Origin of the sequence: Mesorhizobium loti (genome assembly GCF_013170705.1) — a bacterium.
Classification (GTDB): domain Bacteria; phylum Pseudomonadota; class Alphaproteobacteria; order Rhizobiales; family Rhizobiaceae; genus Mesorhizobium; species Mesorhizobium loti_D.
The window spans coordinates 5,116,433-5,133,419 of record NZ_CP033334.1 but is presented as its reverse complement, the minus strand read 5'-3'; the positions used below and the strand labels follow the sequence as shown (position 1 = coordinate 5,133,419).

The 16,987-nt window shown below is 62.8% G+C and carries 13 protein-coding genes; 6 read left to right on the top strand and 7 right to left on the bottom strand.

The genetic code is table 11. From position 1 onward, the window contains the following. Nucleotides 1-5: 5 nt before the first annotated feature. Complete coding sequence (locus EB815_RS25315) at nucleotides 6-1,427, bottom strand: MFS transporter (RefSeq protein ID WP_056562607.1); 1,422 nt, start codon at nucleotides 1,425-1,427, stop codon at nucleotides 6-8. Between the two features lie 282 nt (nucleotides 1,428-1,709). Between EB815_RS25315 and guaB the strand changes: the two genes are divergently transcribed. From guaB to EB815_RS25300, 3 genes are read left to right on the top strand one after another with little or no spacing between them, the layout of a single operon-like run. Further along, nucleotides 1,710-3,212 (top strand): IMP dehydrogenase, encoded by a 1,503-nt coding sequence (gene guaB, locus EB815_RS25310; protein ID WP_056562604.1) that lies wholly within the window; start codon nucleotides 1,710-1,712, stop codon nucleotides 3,210-3,212. Further along, a complete protein-coding gene (locus EB815_RS25305; RefSeq protein ID WP_056562601.1) occupies nucleotides 3,163-3,786 on the top strand; it encodes a hypothetical protein in 624 nt (207 codons plus the stop codon). Before guaB ends, EB815_RS25305 begins: the two co-directional genes overlap by 50 nt. 25 nt (nucleotides 3,787-3,811) lie before the next feature. After that, nucleotides 3,812-4,231 carry an MAPEG family protein gene (locus tag EB815_RS25300; RefSeq protein ID WP_056562596.1) on the top strand — a complete coding sequence of 140 codons (420 nt, stop codon included), beginning with the start codon at nucleotides 3,812-3,814 and terminating at the stop codon, nucleotides 4,229-4,231. Nucleotides 4,232-4,347: 116 nt separating this feature from the next. On the opposite strand, the gene rnd is transcribed toward EB815_RS25300, so the two are convergent. Then, nucleotides 4,348-5,499: a ribonuclease D gene (rnd, locus tag EB815_RS25295; RefSeq protein ID WP_056562593.1), complete on the bottom strand. Its 1,152-nt coding sequence runs from the start codon at nucleotides 5,497-5,499 to the stop codon at nucleotides 4,348-4,350. Between the two features lie 75 nt (nucleotides 5,500-5,574). After that, nucleotides 5,575-6,819 (bottom strand): MFS transporter, encoded by a 1,245-nt coding sequence (locus tag EB815_RS25290; RefSeq protein ID WP_056562590.1) that lies wholly within the window; start codon nucleotides 6,817-6,819, stop codon nucleotides 5,575-5,577. Nucleotides 6,820-7,343: 524 nt separating this feature from the next. Between EB815_RS25290 and aspS the strand changes: the two genes are divergently transcribed. Beyond that, nucleotides 7,344-9,134, top strand: a complete 1,791-nt coding sequence (gene aspS, locus EB815_RS25285; RefSeq protein WP_056565438.1) for an aspartate--tRNA ligase — start codon at nucleotides 7,344-7,346, stop codon at nucleotides 9,132-9,134. Between the two features lie 113 nt (nucleotides 9,135-9,247). Here aspS and EB815_RS25280 read toward each other — a convergent pair whose 3' ends face one another. Next, nucleotides 9,248-10,438 (bottom strand): hypothetical protein, encoded by a 1,191-nt coding sequence (locus EB815_RS25280; RefSeq protein WP_056562586.1) that lies wholly within the window; start codon nucleotides 10,436-10,438, stop codon nucleotides 9,248-9,250. 338 nt (nucleotides 10,439-10,776) lie between these two features. Here EB815_RS25280 and parC point away from each other — a divergent pair, with 338 nt between their 5' ends. Then, nucleotides 10,777-13,029: a DNA topoisomerase IV subunit A gene (gene parC / locus EB815_RS25275; protein WP_056562583.1), complete on the top strand. Its 2,253-nt coding sequence runs from the start codon at nucleotides 10,777-10,779 to the stop codon at nucleotides 13,027-13,029. A gap of 244 nt (nucleotides 13,030-13,273) precedes the next feature. Then, nucleotides 13,274-14,488, top strand: a complete 1,215-nt coding sequence (locus EB815_RS25270) for an AI-2E family transporter (protein WP_056562580.1) — start codon at nucleotides 13,274-13,276, stop codon at nucleotides 14,486-14,488. A gap of 39 nt (nucleotides 14,489-14,527) precedes the next feature. Here the strand turns inward: EB815_RS25270 and EB815_RS25265 are convergent, their stop codons facing one another. From EB815_RS25265 to EB815_RS25255, 3 genes are all read right to left on the bottom strand, one after another. Beyond that, complete coding sequence (locus EB815_RS25265) at nucleotides 14,528-15,424, bottom strand: DMT family transporter (RefSeq protein ID WP_056562577.1); 897 nt, start codon at nucleotides 15,422-15,424, stop codon at nucleotides 14,528-14,530. Between the two features lie 128 nt (nucleotides 15,425-15,552). Next, a complete protein-coding gene (locus EB815_RS25260) occupies nucleotides 15,553-16,317 on the bottom strand; it encodes an arginyltransferase (protein WP_010915563.1) in 765 nt (254 codons plus the stop codon). A 139-nt stretch (nucleotides 16,318-16,456) separates the two neighbouring features. Next, nucleotides 16,457-16,927 carry an RDD family protein gene (locus EB815_RS25255; RefSeq protein WP_056562574.1) on the bottom strand — a complete coding sequence of 157 codons (471 nt, stop codon included), beginning with the start codon at nucleotides 16,925-16,927 and terminating at the stop codon, nucleotides 16,457-16,459. Nucleotides 16,928-16,987: the final 60 nt, after the last annotated feature.

Genomic DNA, 16,987 nt, shown 5'->3' with positions numbered 1-16,987 from the left:
GCGGCTCACTCCCCCGGCGATCTCGCAGGTTCCAGCGTCTTGGGCGTTGTCAGCCGGCCATGGCCGGAGACGGCGTTGCCCGCATCGGGCGCCAGCCGCATGAACGACAGCGACGCCGCCGCGGATACGGCCGCCACGATGAAGAAGGCGATATGGAAATCGCCCAGCGTCAGCAGGCCGCCATGGATCGAGGTCGAGACCTCCAGGATGCCGCCGGCGAGCGCCACGCCGAGCGCGATCGACAACTGCTGGAACACCGCCGTGATGGGCGTTGCCTTGCTGGTGTCCTCGGCCGACACCTCGGCATAGGAAAGCGCGTTGACGCCGGTGAAGAACATCGAGCGGATGAAGCCGCCGACCAGCAATATGGCCAGCATCAGCACGTAAGGTGTTTCGGGGGTGAAGAGGCCGTAAATGGCGATCGATGCGGCGGCGACCAGCGAGCCGACGATCAGCACGCGCCGGAAGCCGGCAACGCGAAAAATCAGCGCGGTGACGAATTTCATGCCGATGGCGCCGATCGCCGAGACGAAGGTGATCATGCCGGACTGGAACGGCGTCAGCCCGAAGCCGATCTGGAACATCAGCGGCAGCAGGAACGGCACCGCCCCGATGCCGATGCGAAACAGCGAGCCGCCAAGCACCGACGAGCGGAACACCTGGTTGCGGAACAGTTCGAGTGCCAGCAGTGGATTCCTGGCGTGGCGCGCGTGCATCAGGTAAAGCGCGCCCGACAGCAGCCCGACGGCCACGGTGATGAAGCCGGTCGCCGGCGGCAGATAGGGCAGGCTGACCACCGACAGGCCGAACACCACACCGGATGCCGCCACCCCGCTCAGCACGAAGCCGACGAAATCGAGCGGCGGTGTTTCCATCGATTCGGTTTCCGGCAGGAAGCGTGTGGCCAGCCAGATGCCGATCAGGCCGATCGGTACATTGATCAGGAATATCCAGTGCCAGGTGAAATAGGTGGTGATGAAGCCGCCGATCGGCGGGCCGACCAGCGGTCCGACCAGGGCGGGAACGGTCAGCCAGGACATGGCGGCGACCAGGTCGCTCTTGGGTGTGGCCCGCACCAGCACCAGGCGCCCGACCGGCGTCATCATGGCGCCGCCGATGCCTTGCAGGAACCGCGATACCACGAAGGCCGGTAGAGAACCTGACAGGGCGCAGGCGACCGAACCGACGATAAACACCGCGATCGCGGCGCGAAAAATATTCTTGGCACCGAAACGGTCGGCCATCCAGCCGCTGATCGGAATGAAGATGGCCAGCGACACCAGATAGGCAGTCAATGCCAGCTTGAGCGCGATAGGGCTGGTATGGATGTCTATGGCGATCGCCGGCAGCGATGTCGCGATGACGGTCGAATCCATGTTCTCCATGAAAAGTGCGACCGCCAGGATGAGCGGGATGGTGCGATTCACGAGCGTGACCGTTTCGAACTTTGTTTCCGGCCGGGAGGGAGCCGGTGCAGGGGCGCGGTTATCACGGCTGGACACCAATGTCGTGTTAATTTGCTGTCACTTTTGTGCGACTGCAACCAGCGGTGGCGCCAAATCACGCGATAACGCCGTTGTGCGATGCAACGATCGGCTTTTCATCCGCGCCGCGACGTGTTACCAGCCAGCGCCAATCCTGAAAGGGAAGAACGAGTCGGCGCTGTCCATCCCGGTCCAGCGCTTTTTCCGCATTCTAAAGGGCTGGCCATGGCAAAAATCATCGAAACGTCCACCGGCGCACTGGCGCTGACCTTTGACGACGTGCTTTTGCAGCCGGGTCATTCCGAGGTCATGCCGGGCGAAACCGATGTCCGGACCCGCATTGCCGGCGACATCGACCTGAACGTGCCGATCCTCTCCGCCGCGATGGATACCGTCACCGAGGCGCGTCTTGCCATCGCCATGGCCCAGGCCGGTGGCATCGGCGTCATCCACCGCAATTTCTCGCCGGCCGAACAGGCCGAACAGGTGCGGCAGGTGAAGAAATTCGAATCCGGCATGGTGGTCAACCCGGTCACCATCGGCCCCGACGCCACGCTGGCCGACGCGCTGTCCCTGATGCGCACCTATTCGATCTCGGGCATTCCGGTGGTCGAGAATGGCGGCACGGGCGGCCACAAGACCGGCAGGCTGGTCGGCATCCTGACCAACCGCGATGTGCGCTTCGCCTCCGATCCAGCGCAGAAGGTCTACGAATTGATGACCCGTGAAAACCTGATCACGGTCAAGGAGAATGTCGACCAGGACGAGGCCAAGCGGCTCCTGCATCAGCACCGGATCGAAAAACTCGTCGTCGTCGACAAGAAGGGCAACTGCGTTGGCCTGATCACCGTCAAGGACATCGAGAAGTCGCAGCTCAACCCGCACGCCACCAAGGATGCGCAGGGGCGCCTGCGTGCGGCAGCCGCCACCAGCGTCGGCGACGACGGCTTCGAGCGTGCCGAGCGCCTGATCGAGGCCGGCGTCGACCTTTTGGTCATCGACACCGCGCATGGTCACTCGCAGCGCGTGCTGGATGCGGTGACGCGTGCCAAGAAGCTTTCCAATTCGGTTCGCATCCTGGCCGGCAACGTCGCGACCGCTGAAGGCACGCAGGCGCTGATCGACGCTGGCGCCGACGCCGTTAAGGTCGGCATCGGCCCGGGCTCCATCTGCACCACCCGCATCGTTGCCGGCGTCGGCGTGCCGCAGCTTTCAGCCATCATGTCGGCCGTCGAGACGGCGCACAAATCAGGTGTGTCGGTGATTGCCGATGGCGGCATCAAATATTCCGGCGACCTTGCCAAGGCGCTCGCCGCGGGCGCCAGCGCCGCCATGATCGGTTCGCTGCTGGCCGGTACGGACGAAAGCCCGGGCGAGGTCTATCTGCACCAGGGCCGCTCCTTCAAGGCCTATCGCGGCATGGGTTCGGTCGGCGCCATGGCGCGCGGCTCGGCAGATCGCTACTTCCAGGCCGAGGTCCGCGACACGCTGAAACTGGTGCCGGAAGGCATTGAAGGCCAGGTCCCTTACAAAGGACCTGTGTCTGGCGTGCTGCACCAGCTTGCAGGCGGGCTAAAAGCCGCTATGGGTTATGTTGGTGGCCGCGACCTTGCCGATTTCCGCGAGCGCGCCACCTTTGTGCGCATATCCAACGCCGGACTTCGTGAAAGCCACGCCCATGACGTCACGATTACCCGCGAAAGCCCGAACTATCCCGGCGGAGCCTGAGCAATACGGGCTCGGGCGAAGCCTGACCGCGACGATCCTGCGGCTGTCTCGCCACGCGGCAGCGCTTTGTTTCCTGTCGGCGTCGGTTTTTATGGCCATGACGCTGCTGGAATTCTTCTATTTCCGTCAATTGAGCGGCGGCCTGCCGTCGCTCGACATGCGCTATTTCGGCTTCACGCCCGACGAAGGCATGGCCTGGCTGACGGCGCTTGGTCGGCGCGGCGGAGAGATCATCCTCGTCTGGCACTACCTCACCTTTGATCTCTTGTTCCCGGCGCTGTTGTCGCTGACCCTGGTGAGCCTGATCCTGGCCTCCGGCCGGCGCCTGAAGAATTTCCGCGTGCTGCCGCCGCAGGCGCAGTCGATCTTCGCGCTGGTGCTGGTGCTGCCCTATACGCTTGCCGACTATGCGCAGAATATCGCCGTGGCGCGCCTTCTGTCCGATTTCCTGTCGGCCAACCCGGATTCGCTGTCTTTCGCCTCGTCGCTGATCGTCGCCAAATTCGCCCTTCTTGCCATCCCGGTGGTCGTCATCGCCGCTTTCTGGCTGATTGGCCAGAGACCCCTGCCTTGATGCTGGACAGGGCAGGGGAAACATCATGAACCAGACCGCGATTTTCTGGCCGGTACTGGCGCAGGTGTTGCTGATCTATATCGTCTACGCCGTGTTGGGTCGTCGCAGATATGGTGCAATCAGGTCAGGCGAGGCCAAGGTTGGTCAATACAAGGTCCGCTCGACCGAGCCGGCCTCCAGCGTCACCGTTGCCGCCAATCTCAGCAACCAGTTCGAACTGCCGGTGCTTTTCTATGTGTTGTGCCTGACGCTGCATGTCACCAATGGCGTCAACTATCTGACCTTGGCACTGATGTGGATTTTTGTCGCCTCGCGCTGCTTTCACGCCTGGGTTCACCTGACCAGCAACAATCTGCTGCTGCGCAGCCGCTCTTTCTCTTTTGGAGCCGTGATCATCCTGTTGGGCTGGATCTGGCTCGCCCTGCATCTGCTGGGCGTGGTTTAGGCCGCGCACCGGCCCTTGGGGGCGAAAAGTCAGGCAGGTGGCTTTCGTGGCCCGCGGCCCCTTCCCACCTTGCGAAGAAGGCCGCACCGCAAAGCGGAGCGGGGCGAGGGCAGGCGCTATAAATCGAACACCGCGATCTTGCGTTTGTCGAACTTGATGCCGATCTCGCCACGCACCAGCTTCAGCGCCTGTTCGCCGAACACGGCACGCCGCCATCCCTGCAGCGCCGGCACATCGGCGTCCTCGCCCTCGGCCGCGATGCGGTCGATGTCGTCGCTGGATGCCAATACTTTCGAGGCCACGCCCTGCTTCTCGGCAACGATCCTGAGCAGTACTTTCAACAGTTCCGCCGCGGCATTTGAGCCTTCCGGCGGCTGAAAATTCTTCGGCAGTTTCGGCATCTGCTCCTTGGGCAAGGCCAGCGCTGCGTTGACCGCCCCAAGCAGGGCCGTCGCCGTCGAGGAGCGCTCCCAGCCCTTGGGTGTTGTGCGCAGCTTGGCAAGCGCCGCCGCGTCACGCGGCGCCTGTTGCGCCACCTCGTAGATCGCGTCGTCCTTGAGCACGCGGCCGCGCGGCACGTCGCGTTCCCGGGCCTCGCGCTCGCGCCATGCCGCCACGGCCTGCACGATCGCCAGTTCCTGCGGCTTGCGCAGCCGCATCTTCAGCCGCTTCCAGGCGTCTTCGGGATGCGGATCGTAGGTCTCGCGCGAGGTCAGCACATCCATTTCTTCGTTCAGCCAGTGGGCGCGGTTTTCCCGTGCCAATTCGGCGCTCAGGTGCTGGTAGACCTCGATCAGATGGGTGACGTCGGCCAGCGCGTAATCGAGCTGCTTGTCGGACAGCGGCCGGTGGCGCCAGTCGGTGAAGCGCGAAGATTTGTCGAGCCGCGCACCGGTGATGCGCTGCACGAGCTGGTCGTAGGAAACGCTGTCGCCAAAGCCGCAGACCATCGCCGCGATCTGTGTATCGAACACAGGATGCGGCACCAGATCCCCGAGATGGACGATGATTTCGATGTCCTGCCGGGCGGCATGGAAGACCTTGACCACCGTCTCGTTGGCCATCAGCCTGAAGAAGGGTGCCAGGTCGATGTCTGGCGACAGCGGATCGATCAGCGCCGTCACGCCCGGGGCCGCCATCTGGATCAGGCACAGGATTGGCCAGAAGGTTGTTTCGCGGATGAATTCGGTGTCGACGGTGACGAAATCCGACTTTTCGAAAGCGGCGAGAACGGTCTCGAGTTCTTTCTGGGTGGTGATGACGTGCATCAAATCGCTTTTGGCAGGAGTAAGGTCTTCCTAGATTTCAGCCGGAAAGGCTTTCGTCAAGCTTTGGCGCCTCCATCATGAGCCTCCCGGGTCGTCTGAATCACCATTCCGTCTGGCCAGACGCGCGAAAATGGTGGAGGTGCGCAACAGAGCGGTGAAGCGGCTGCGTTTGCCCAAAGGCACGCCGGACCGGGCCTGCATGCGGTAGAGGATGACGGCGATGAAGATCGCATAGACGATGGCGCTGAACACGAACAGCGCGCTCGGCCCGAAATACTGCATCGCCGTGGAGGCTGCGTAAGGGCCGCCGATGGCGCCGAAGGAGTAGAACAGCATTAGCGCCGCATTGATCAGCACGAACTCGCCCGTGTCGGCGCGGTCATTGGAATGCGCCGCCGACAGCGAATAGAGCGGCATGGCGAAACAGCCGAAGATGAAGACGATGACGAAGTTGAGCAGCGGATTGCTGCCGGCGATGAACACCAGCGCCAATGCTGAGAGCATCGCGCAGCAGGTCGTTATCAACAGCACCCGGCGCCGGTCCCAGCGGTCGGACAGGTAGCCCAGCGGGTACTGGATGATGGCGCCGCCGAAGATGCCGACGCTGACGAAGGTGACGACATCGGCGACCGACATGCCGATCTGCTCGGCATAGACCGGCGACAAGGTGCGAAAGGCGCTGTTGGTGACGCCGACGGCAATGCAGCCGAAACAGCCCAGCGGCGAAATGCGCCAGACGCGCCCCAGGTCGAGCTTGACCTCCTCCGGCGGCGTCGGGTTGGAGCGGTCGCCGAGCGACACCGGCACCAGCGACAGCGTGATCATGATCGACATGATGGCGAAGATGGTGAAGCCGCCGGCGCCGAAGATCGGAATCAGGAACTGGGCGCCGGTTACGGAACCGGTGTCGACCATCCGGTAGATCGCCAGCACGCGTGCGCGGTCGTGATTGCTGACGCCGGAATTCAGCCAGCTTTCAACGATGGTGAACAAACCGGCGAAACAGAAGCCGCCGGCAAAGCGCACCGCGCACCACATCACCGGATCGAGGACCAGCACCAGCAGCAGTGTGCCGACCGATGCGATCGCGGCCAACGCCGAAAACGCCCTGATATGGCCGACCGCCTTCATGATGCGGGTGATGGCCAGGCAGCCGAGCAGGAAGCCGGCGAAATAGAATGTGCCCATCAGGCCGATGTCGGAAGCGGAAAACCCCTCCTGCGCGCCGCGCAGCGCGATCAGCGTGCTCTGCAGCCCATTGCCGCCAAGCAGGATGCCTGCGGCGAGAAGAAGCGGGATCAGCGGGCGGATGGAGGACATGAAAGGCGATCACGTATCGGTGATCCCTTCTTGAACCATTGCTTCCATCAATGCCAGCGGCAATTCCAGGCCAGCATCGGTAGCCGCCCGCTACATTCGATGGCGAACCATGGCGAAATCGGCCCAGACTGGGCCTTCATTCAATCCGCTTCAAACCCCGCGTCGCCACTATCTTCCATCTTCGGCGTCCATGCCCGGTTCGACCGAGAACGAGGCCATTGGCTTGTCACCCTGAAGCATCAGTTCCAGCTCACGGCCATTATGTGCCCTGTGCATCGTGGGAGAGTGTGTTTTGGAACGAGGCGTCTCCGGATCGCTTGATAAGGGCGTCGTCTCAGGAAGGACGTCTGGCGGCAATGCGTGGAGGCCGGCAAAGACTTGAAACCCTGACGGTCGAACCTGGATTCGGCTCAACGTCTCCTCGCCTTGACAAATCCGGCCTCCCATGCGCTTTTCGCGCAAATTTTGGGCCGGGCTTTGATGCTTTGGCCTGCCACCCAGCACCCCGGACTTTACCAATGACCATGCACCGTTACCGCAGCCATACCTGTGCCCAGTTGAGAAAGAGCGATGTCGGCTCATCCGTTCGCCTGTCGGGCTGGGTGCATCGCGTGCGCGATCATGGCGGCCTGCTCTTCATCGACCTGCGTGACCACTACGGCCTGACCCAGATCGTCGCCGATCCCGATTCGCCTGCCTTCAAGGTCGCCGAGACCGTGCGCGGCGAATGGGTCATCCGCGTCGACGGCGAGGTCAAGGCGCGCCTGCCGGAGACGGTCAACGCCAACCTGCCGACCGGCGAGATCGAGATTTTCGCCCGCGAGATCGAGGTGCTGTCGGCGGCCAAGGAATTGCCGCTGCCGGTGTTCGGCGAGCCGGACTATCCCGAGGACATCAGGCTGAAGTACCGCTTCCTCGACCTGCGCCGCGACACGCTGCACAGGAACATCGTGGCGCGCACGAAAATCATCGCCGAGATGCGCAAGCGCATGAACGATGTCGGCTTCACCGAATTCTCGACGCCGATCCTCACCGCCTCCTCGCCTGAAGGCGCCCGCGACTTCCTCGTCCCGTCGCGCATCCATCCCGGCACCTTCTACGCGCTGCCGCAGGCGCCGCAGCAATACAAGCAGCTGATCATGGTGTCGGGCTTCGACCGCTATTTCCAGATCGCGCCTTGCTTCCGCGACGAGGACCCGCGCGCCGACCGTCTGCCTGGCGAATTCTATCAGCTCGACCTTGAAATGAGCTTCGTCGAGCAGGACGACGTGCTGTCGACCATGGAACCGGTGATGCGCGGCGTCTTCGAGGCCTTCGCCAACGGCAAGCCGGTGACGCAGAAATTCCAGCGCATTCCCTATGATGTCGCCATGCGCAAATACGGCTCCGACAAGCCGGACCTGCGCAACCCGATCGAGATGCAGGCCGTCTCCGATCATTTCCGCGATTCCGGCTTCAAGGTGTTCGCCAACATCCTGGCCAACGATGCGAAGGCCGAGGTGTGGGGCATTCCGGCCAAGACAGGCGGCAGCCGCGCCTTCTGCGACCGCATGAACTCCTGGGCGCAAGGCGAGGGCCAGCCGGGGTTGGGTTACATCTTCTGGCGCAAGGAGGGTGACAAGCTCGAAGGCGCCGGCCCGCTCGCCAAGAACATCGGCGAGGAGCGCACCGAGGCGATCCGGCAGCAGCTCGGCCTTGCCGACGGCGACGCCGCCTTCTTCGTCGCCGGCGACCCGAAGAAGTTCGTCTCCTTCGCGGGAGCGGCACGCACCCGCGCCGGCGAGGAACTGAACCTCGTCGACCGCGAGCGCTTCGAATTGTGCTGGATCGTCGACTTTCCGTTCTTCGAATGGAACGAGGAGGAAAAGAAGATCGACTTCGCCCACAACCCGTTCTCGATGCCGCAGGGCGGCATCGACGCGCTGGATGGCGAGGATCTGCTCGGCATCAAGGCGTTCCAGTACGACATGGTCTGCAATGGCTTCGAGATCGCCAGCGGTGGCATCCGCAATCATCTGCCCGAAACCATGGTCAAGGCGTTCGAGACGGTCGGGCTGGACCGCGCCACGGTGGAGGAGCGTTTCGGCGGCCTCTACCGCGCCTTCCAGTACGGCGCGCCGCCGCATGGCGGCATGGCGGCGGGCGTCGACCGCGTCGTCATGTTGCTGGTTGGCGCCAAGAACCTGCGCGAGATCACCATGTTCCCGATGAACCAGCAGGCGTATGATCTGTTGATGAACGCACCGTCGGAAGCCTCGCCGCAGCAGCTTCGCGAACTGGCCCTGCGTGTCGCGCCGACCAAGAAGGACGCCTGATCGCGAGCTTCGGGCAATGCTTTAAGAAGCGGGCGGAACTACCTCTTCGGATTCTATAGTCCACAAAAAAGCCCGGCATCGCTGCCGGGCTTTTTTGTGATCCTGATGGTCGATCAGTCTTCGTTGGCCTTGACGGCCACGCCGAGCGTCTTCGGCAGATCGAGCGGGTTGGACATGGCGCCCGCCATGATCAGCGCGAACGGCACCGATGCCGGCGGCTCGGCCGAGATTTCGAGGCTCTTCGGGTCGTCTAGATATTTGCTGACCGCTGCCGTCACCTGCGCCGTCAGTTCGGGATTGTTGAGCTGCGCCATGCCGAACGGCACGATCGCCTTGGCTTGGTTGGCGATGTCCTTGGCCGACATGCCTTGCTGCTTGCCGACATATTCCAGCACCTTGCCGGTCAGCGAATCGTCGTCGAAGCGGATCGAGGCGCTGTTGAAGGAAAGCTGCTGCAACAGGCCGAGCATGGCCATGCCTTGCGCCGAATTGTCGGCGCCTTCGGGCTGCGCCGCCATCTTCTTCTGCATCTCCTGCAGCGACTTGATGAAGTCCATCGTGTAGCCGCCGAGATTGAAGGTCATGCCGAGCGTGCCGGCATTTTCGACGGAGATGTCATATTTCGACAGTTCCATCTTGCCGTCCGAGGGCTGCCAGGTGCCGGCCATTGCGAGATTGCCGGAGATGTTCTGGTAGCCGAGCGCGTCGATGACTTCCTTGGACTTGGGATCCTCGACCAGCGAGAGATCGGCCGTGAACTTTTCCGTATTGCCGGTGAATTCCATCGCCTTGCCGTCTGCGGGCGGCGTGATCTGGATGGCAAGCCCGTCCATCGAAAAGGCGGTCTTGTCGGCGACCTTGACCGTCATGTTGGAGAGTTCGGCCGACTTGTACATCAGCAGCGAGCCCAACGGGCCGGTGGCGCCTTCGGCCGGAACCGTCATGTCGTGGATGACGAAGGGGCTCAGGTTGAGGGTGACCCCATCCTTGCTGTGTTCGAAGGGGGAGGTCGAGACGGTGCCGATGTCGTAGCCGCCATTGGCCTCGGTCACGCCCTCGAGCTTGACGTCACCGATCGGCAGGGCTTCCTTTTCCGCCGCCGGTTTGATGGACACGCCCTGCAGCACCATGCTGGTGTTGTCACCGGTCACGCCGGTCCAGGAGATGTTTACGCCCTGGGCCGCCAGCGCCGCCTTCAGCCGGTCGGCAACGGCCGCGTCCTGGGCAAGGGCCGCGTTCAGCGGCAGTGTGAACAGGAAGGTCGAAAGAGCGAATTTCCGGAGAGTTGAGCGTTTGATTGTCATCGCAAGGTCCCTGAGAGTGTCCTGAAATTGTTTTTCAATTCTTCGCGCCATCACCATTCCGTGACGAACTGGACGGGAAAAAGGCATGTCCCGGCACAATGGTCAAAAATCGCGGTGAAAGGCAAACCCGATCCGAACGCCATTGGAGAACGCGGTGAATTTGGCATGAAGGTCGGGCCGTCGAGCGTTATCGTGCTTCGCAATAGATGCGGCGTGTAACAGATTGATGTTGGCCGGCAAGCGCGACCTTGCGGTTTCCTGTTGCAGAAAAGCACGCAAGTCGACCGGCCGGGCGCGCGCCTCTTGCCGCGAATCACCCGCTCGGCTAGTCCCAGCCCATGGGAAAAAGGCTTTTGCCGCCTCAAGATGGCGGTGGCGATCACATCGAACCGGTCGATCTGAAGAAGGCGCTGGAAGAGCGCTATCTTGCCTATGCGCTGTCGACCATCATGCACCGGGCGCTGCCCGACGTACGCGACGGACTGAAGCCGGTCCATCGCCGCATCATGCACGCCATGCGCCTGCTGCGTCTCAACCCCGACCAGGGCTTCGCCAAATGCGCGCGTATAGTCGGCGAGGTGATGGGCAAGTTCCACCCGCATGGCGATCAGTCGATCTATGACGCGCTGGTGCGGTTGGCGCAGGATTTTTCGATGCGCTATCCCCTGGTCGACGGCCAGGGTAATTTCGGCAACATCGACGGCGATAACGCCGCCGCCATGCGCTACACCGAAGCGCGCATGACCGACGTGGCGACCGAATTGCTCGCCGGCATCACCGAGGACGCCGTCGATTACCGGCCGACCTACAATGAAGAGGACGAGGAGCCGGTGGTGCTCCCCGGCGCCTTCCCGAATCTCCTGGCCAACGGCTCGTCCGGCATCGCGGTCGGCATGGCGACATCGATCCCTCCGCACAACGCGGCCGAGCTCTGCGACGCGGCATTGCATCTGATCGAGCACCGGGATGCGCCGGTGGCGAAGTTGATGGATTTCGTCCAGGGCCCGGATTTCCCGACGGGCGGCATCATCGTCGACAGCCGCGCCTCCATCCTCGAAGCCTACGAGACCGGCCGTGGCGGTTTTCGCGTGCGTTCGAAATGGAGCCAGGAAGACCAGGGCAGGGGCACCTGGAGCATCGTTGTCACCGAAATCCCTTATGGCGTGCAGAAAGCGCGACTGATCGAAAAGATCGCCGAGCTTCTGATGGCGCGCAAACTGCCGCTGCTCGAGGACGTCAGGGACGAAAGCGCCGAGGATATCCGCGTCGTGCTGGTGCCCAAGAGCCGTTCTGTCGATCCGGGCATCCTGATGGAATCGCTGTTCAAGCTCACCGAGCTCGAAAGCCGCTTCCCGCTCAACATGAATGTGCTGTCGCGCGGCAAGGTGCCCAATGTCCTGTCTCTGAAGGGCGTGCTGCAGGAATGGCTCGACCACCGCCGCGACGTGCTGATCCGCCGCTCGAAACATCGCCTCGGCGAGATCGAACGGCGGCTGGAAATCCTTGCCGGCTACCTGATCGCCTATCTCAACATCGACGAGGTGATCAAGATCATCCGCGAGGAGGACGAGCCCAAGCAGGTGATGATGGCCCGCTGGTCACTCACCGACACCCAGGCTGAAGCCATCCTCAACATGCGGTTGCGCGCCTTGCGCAAGCTGGAAGAATTCGAGATCCGCAAGGAATTCGATGGCCTGAGCGCGGAGAAGACGCAGATCGAGGCGCTGCTGGCGTCCGATGCCAAGCAATGGTCGACGATCAAGTGGGAAGTCGCCAATCTGCGTGAAAAATTCGGCCCGGCGACGGAAATCGGCAAGCGCCGCACCCAGTTCGCCGATGCGCCCGAGCACGACCTGACCGATATCGCCCACGCCATGATCGAGCGCGAGCCGGTCACCGTGGTGGTTTCGGAGAAGGGTTGGCTCAGGGCCATGAAGGGTCATCTGGCCGACCTTTCGACACTCACCTTCAAGGAAGGTGACAGCCTGAAGCTCGCCTTCCATGCCCAGACCACCGACAAGGTGCTAGTGTTCACCACTGGCGGCAAGTTCTACACCATCGGCGCCGACCGGTTGCCAGGCGGACGCGGCCATGGCGAGCCGATCCGCATCATCGTCGACATGGACAATGACCAGGACATCGTCACCGCCTTCGTCCACGACCCCAAGCGCAAGCTCTTGCTGGCCTCGCATGACGCCAACGGCTTCATCGTGCCGGAGGAGGACGTGGTCGCCAACACTCGCAAGGGCAAGCAGGTGATGAACGTCAAGGCGCCGGACGAAGCCAAGCGCTGCGTGCCGGTCACCGGCGATCATCTCGCCATCGTCGGCGAGAACCGCAAGATGCTCGTGTTCGCGCTCTCCGAAATACCGGAAATGGGCCGCGGCAAGGGCGTGCGGCTGCAAAAATACAAGGATGGCGGACTGCTCGATCTCAAGCCGTTCACGTTGGAGACGGGCCTGTCCTGGCAGGATTCGGCCGACCGCACCTTCACAAGGTCGCGCGAGGAACTGGCCGAATGGATCGGCGCCCGGGCATCGGCGGGGCGTATGGTGCCAAAGGGTTTCCCGAGGACCGGCAAATTCGGCTGACGTCGCGATCTCCCCCCTCGAGGGGGAGATGTCGCCAAAGGCGACAGAGGGGGTCGGCACGACCGGACGCGCCCCCCTATCGCGACAGACGAGGCTAGCGCTCCGCGCGGCCCCCTCTGGCCTGCCGGACATCTCCTCGACGAGGGGAGATTGGCGGCGTCACCATCATCATTTGGAGTATCGTCACGATTGCTGCACTATATCAGTGCATAACGGAGAAGGGTGTTTGGGAGACCACGGGCGTTTGAAGGAATCCAGGATCCAGAAACCGGAACGGCAGCAGCGCCTGTTCGGCCTGTCGACGCCGTTGCGGTCGGCTGTCATTCCGCCGCTGTCGGCGGCGCGCTGGCTGCTGGTGCTGATCGTCGCCGCGGGCGTCTACTTCTTCCACGGCTTCCTGTTTCCGGTGCTGGCCGCGCTTGTCATCGCTTTCGCCAGCTGGCCGCTCTACCAGCGGCTGCTTGCCGGCGTCGGCGGCAACCGCACCGTCGCCGCCACCTTGGCTATCCTGTTCATCCTTGCCTTCCTGGTGATACCGATCGCGCTTGCCGGCACCTATGCCATCAACGAGGTGCGCGAATGGGTCGCCTGGGCGATCGAGACCAACCGGCATGGTGCCACCACGCCGCACTGGATCGCGACCATGCCTGTCATCGGCGACTGGCTGAACGAGCAGTGGACGACCAATTTCGGACATCCCGGCGGCATTGGCGAGCTGATCCAGTTGGTCAGCGGCGCCAATATCGGCAGCATCTATCGTGGCGCGCTCGCCGCCGGCGGCAGTGCCTTTGGGCTGCTCCTGACGTTGCTGTTCATGATGATCGCCCTGTTCTTCGCCTATCGCGATGGCGAGCATTTTGCCGGCCAGGTCGACCGCCTTGGCGAGCGCATCCTGCCGACCAGATGGGAGCGGATTTCGCGCGTCGTGCCGGCGACGATCTCCTCGACCGTGACCGGCATGACCGTCATCGCCATCGGCGAGGGGCTGGTGCTGGGCATTGCCTATTGGCTGGCGGGCGTGCCGTCGCCGGTGACGCTCGGTGCCCTGACCGGCGTCATGGCGCTCATCCCCGGCGGCGCACCCTTGTCCTTCACCCTTGTCTCGATCTACCTCGCGGCCAGCGGCTCGCCCATGGCCGGTCTGGCGCTGTTCCTGTGGGGTGCGGTCGAACTGTTCATCGTCGACAAGACGCTGCGCCCGAAGCTTGTCGGCGGACCGATAAAGCTGCCTTTCCTGCCGACCTTTTTCGGCCTGATCGGCGGCGTCAAGACCATGGGCTTCCTCGGCCTGTTCATCGGTCCGGTGCTGATGGCGCTGCTGGTCGCCATCTGGCGCGAGTGGCTGCGCGAGGTGGAACTGGTCGACGAGTTGGCCGCCGGCTCGGCGGCCGAGATCGAGGCCAGCCCACAGATCGAGGTCTTGCCGGAGCCTGGCGCGGCAAAGAAGGCCAGCGCCTGATCCCGAAACGCGACTTGCGCCAGGCCCATCAACTACAACTCAGGCTGGGTGGTGCACCGCAAGGTCACCCCGTTGCCTGCGCCCCTCATGCAGTTGCCAGAGCGAATGGGCGACCAGCGTGACGATCAGGATCGCGCCGCCGATCAGGCTGTTGCGGGTCGGTGCCTCGGCGAAGATCATCCACACCCAGACCGGCGCCAGCACCGTTTCGAGCACGTAGAACATCGCCACTTCCGGCCCGGAAATGTATTTCGGCCCGGCGGCAAGACAGAAGAACGAGATCGGCATGACGACGGCGCCGTTGAAGATGATCCACCATGGCGCGTTCACGTGAAAGCCTTCGCCCGACACCATGAAGGCTGCCAGGGCCATAGGCAGAAGGACGCCGACAAGTGAGGTGAAGCCCATGTCCTTGCCGCTGGCGCGCGAGATGGTGATGGCCACCGCGATGAAGAAAGCCGAGCACAGCGCCATGAAATCGCCGAACAGTTTGCCGGTGCCGACCGACCCGCCGACGATGACCAGCACGCCCAGGATCATGATCAGCATCGCCACGATGGTCACCAGCCGTGGCCTCTCCCGCAGGAATATCCAGGACAATAGCCCTGCGAACACGGTGTTGAAGGCCAGGATGAAGACGAGATCGGCCGTCGAGGTGTGATAGACGGCGGTGACGAAAGTGATCCCTGTCAGCCCGTAGCATATCGCGACGATCAGGCCGGACCAGCCGGGAATGAGCGGCGGGGCGTTACGGCTCAAAGCCCGCCAGACCGACCAGATGACCATGGCGGCAACGAATGTGGTGCCGGTGCGAAGCAGCATGATCGTCCATGCGCCGCCGTCGGCGAGGCGGATCAACGGTATGTCGACAGTCAGCGTCAGTCCGCCGATGGCGGTGATCAAAAGACCCTTCTGGTGGTTATGGTGGGAAGTCATGCAGGAACTTTCGCAATGAAATGCAGGCTGGCGGCCGACCGGTGCAATCGTGCACTCTCTCCAGCCAACCGGCTGAAAGACCAGCATCCCCTGCCTTGAAACTGTTTAAGCGCGGATCGTGGAAAAACTCAGCGTGAAACCGCTTCGTTGGTATAGCGCTCCCAGCCCTTCGGGCCGAGATGCTCCTGCGGCATGAAGCGCATCTTATAATTCATCTTGCGCGAGCCGTTGACCCAGTAACCGAGGTAGACATGGGGCAGGCCCATCGCCCTGGCGCGGGCGATGTGGTCGAGGATCATGAACGTGCCGAGCGAACGCTCCTCGAATTCGGGATTGAAGTAGGAATAGACCATCGACAGGCCGTCGGCCATCTTGTCGGTGAGTGCCACCGCGATAAGCTCACCCTGGCCCTTGCCGGTGATGAAGGTGTCGGGTCCGCGCCGCCGGTATTCGATCACCTTGGTGTCGACATGGGTGTCCTCGACCATCATGGCGTAGTCGAGCACCGTCATGTCGGACATGCCGCCGCGCCGGTGGCGGGCATCGAGATAGCTGCGGAACAGCGAATATTGTTCGGTCGAGGGCTCGGCATTGTGCATGGCGCCGACAAGGTCGGAATTATGCTGCAGAACGCGCTTCATATTGCGGCTGGCGGTGAATTCCTGGGCGAGGATGCGCACGGAAACACAGGCGCGGCACGTCTCGCAGGCCGGCCTGTAGGCAATGTTCTGCGAACGCCTGAAGCCGCCTTGCGTGAGGAGGTCGTTCATCTCCGACGCCTTGTCGCCGACCAGATGCGTGAACACCTTGCGCTCGAACTGGCCGTCGAGATAGGGGCACGGCGACGGCGCGGTCAGGAAGAACTGTGGCGACTGGGTCGGATGCTGCGTCATCTAAGTCTTGGAAACGCTCCTTCGAGTCGCTCTACCTTTGGCGCGGAAAGCGAAAAATTCAACAGGATTGTGAATGCACCTGCAAGCGGATGCCTTCACATTTGCGCCGACAGGGCGTGTAACGCTTTCGGAAAGCGCCTCAGCGGCCGGTGCGGCTGACCACCGTGCCGAGCAGAAGGTCGTGCAGCGTGCGCTTGCGGTCCGAGAACAGGGTCACCAGCAGGACCAGGGGCGACAGAATGACATTGCCCGCCCAGAACAGCACCGAATGGACGACCGCGGTCAGGCCGTCGATCGGCCTGCCGTCGAGGCGGTCGAGGCGGATGCCCATCATCTTCATGCCCGTGGTCGCCTGGTCCGCGCTGCCCAGCGTGTTCCAGATGTAGAGGATGGCGACGGCCGGCACCAGGACGCCGAACAGCATCCAGCCAACGCCGAGCGTCAGAAGCCCGAGGAAAAACACCAGTATGGCGAAGGGAATGGTGAGCAGGGCGACGATGATGTAGTCGAGCACGAAGGCCAGGATGCGCCTTGTGCGCACGCCCTCATAGGCCCTGACGTCGTCAAGCCGGGTGTTGATGATTTCGCCGTCGAGAACGCGCGCGTTCATGTCATTTCCTCGTAACAAGGCCCGACATAGGGTGCGGGCCGCCCGATGATGAAATGGTGA

Coding starts and splice junctions, on each gene's coding strand:
- aspS (WP_056565438.1), top strand. CDS start 7,344: ATGCACCGTTACCGCAGCCATACCTGTGCCCAGTTGAGAAAGAGCGAT.
- guaB (WP_056562604.1), top strand. CDS start 1,710: ATGGCAAAAATCATCGAAACGTCCACCGGCGCACTGGCGCTGACCTTT.
- EB815_RS25290 (WP_056562590.1), bottom strand. CDS start 6,819: ATGTCCTCCATCCGCCCGCTGATCCCGCTTCTTCTCGCCGCAGGCATC.
- EB815_RS25305 (WP_056562601.1), top strand. CDS start 3,163: ATGACGTCACGATTACCCGCGAAAGCCCGAACTATCCCGGCGGAGCCT.
- EB815_RS25255 (WP_056562574.1), bottom strand. CDS start 16,927: ATGAACGCGCGCGTTCTCGACGGCGAAATCATCAACACCCGGCTTGAC.
- EB815_RS25280 (WP_056562586.1), bottom strand. CDS start 10,438: ATGACAATCAAACGCTCAACTCTCCGGAAATTCGCTCTTTCGACCTTC.
- EB815_RS25265 (WP_056562577.1), bottom strand. CDS start 15,424: ATGACTTCCCACCATAACCACCAGAAGGGTCTTTTGATCACCGCCATC.
- parC (WP_056562583.1), top strand. CDS start 10,777: ATGGGAAAAAGGCTTTTGCCGCCTCAAGATGGCGGTGGCGATCACATC.
- EB815_RS25300 (WP_056562596.1), top strand. CDS start 3,812: ATGAACCAGACCGCGATTTTCTGGCCGGTACTGGCGCAGGTGTTGCTG.
- EB815_RS25260 (WP_010915563.1), bottom strand. CDS start 16,317: ATGACGCAGCATCCGACCCAGTCGCCACAGTTCTTCCTGACCGCGCCG.
- rnd (WP_056562593.1), bottom strand. CDS start 5,499: ATGCACGTCATCACCACCCAGAAAGAACTCGAGACCGTTCTCGCCGCT.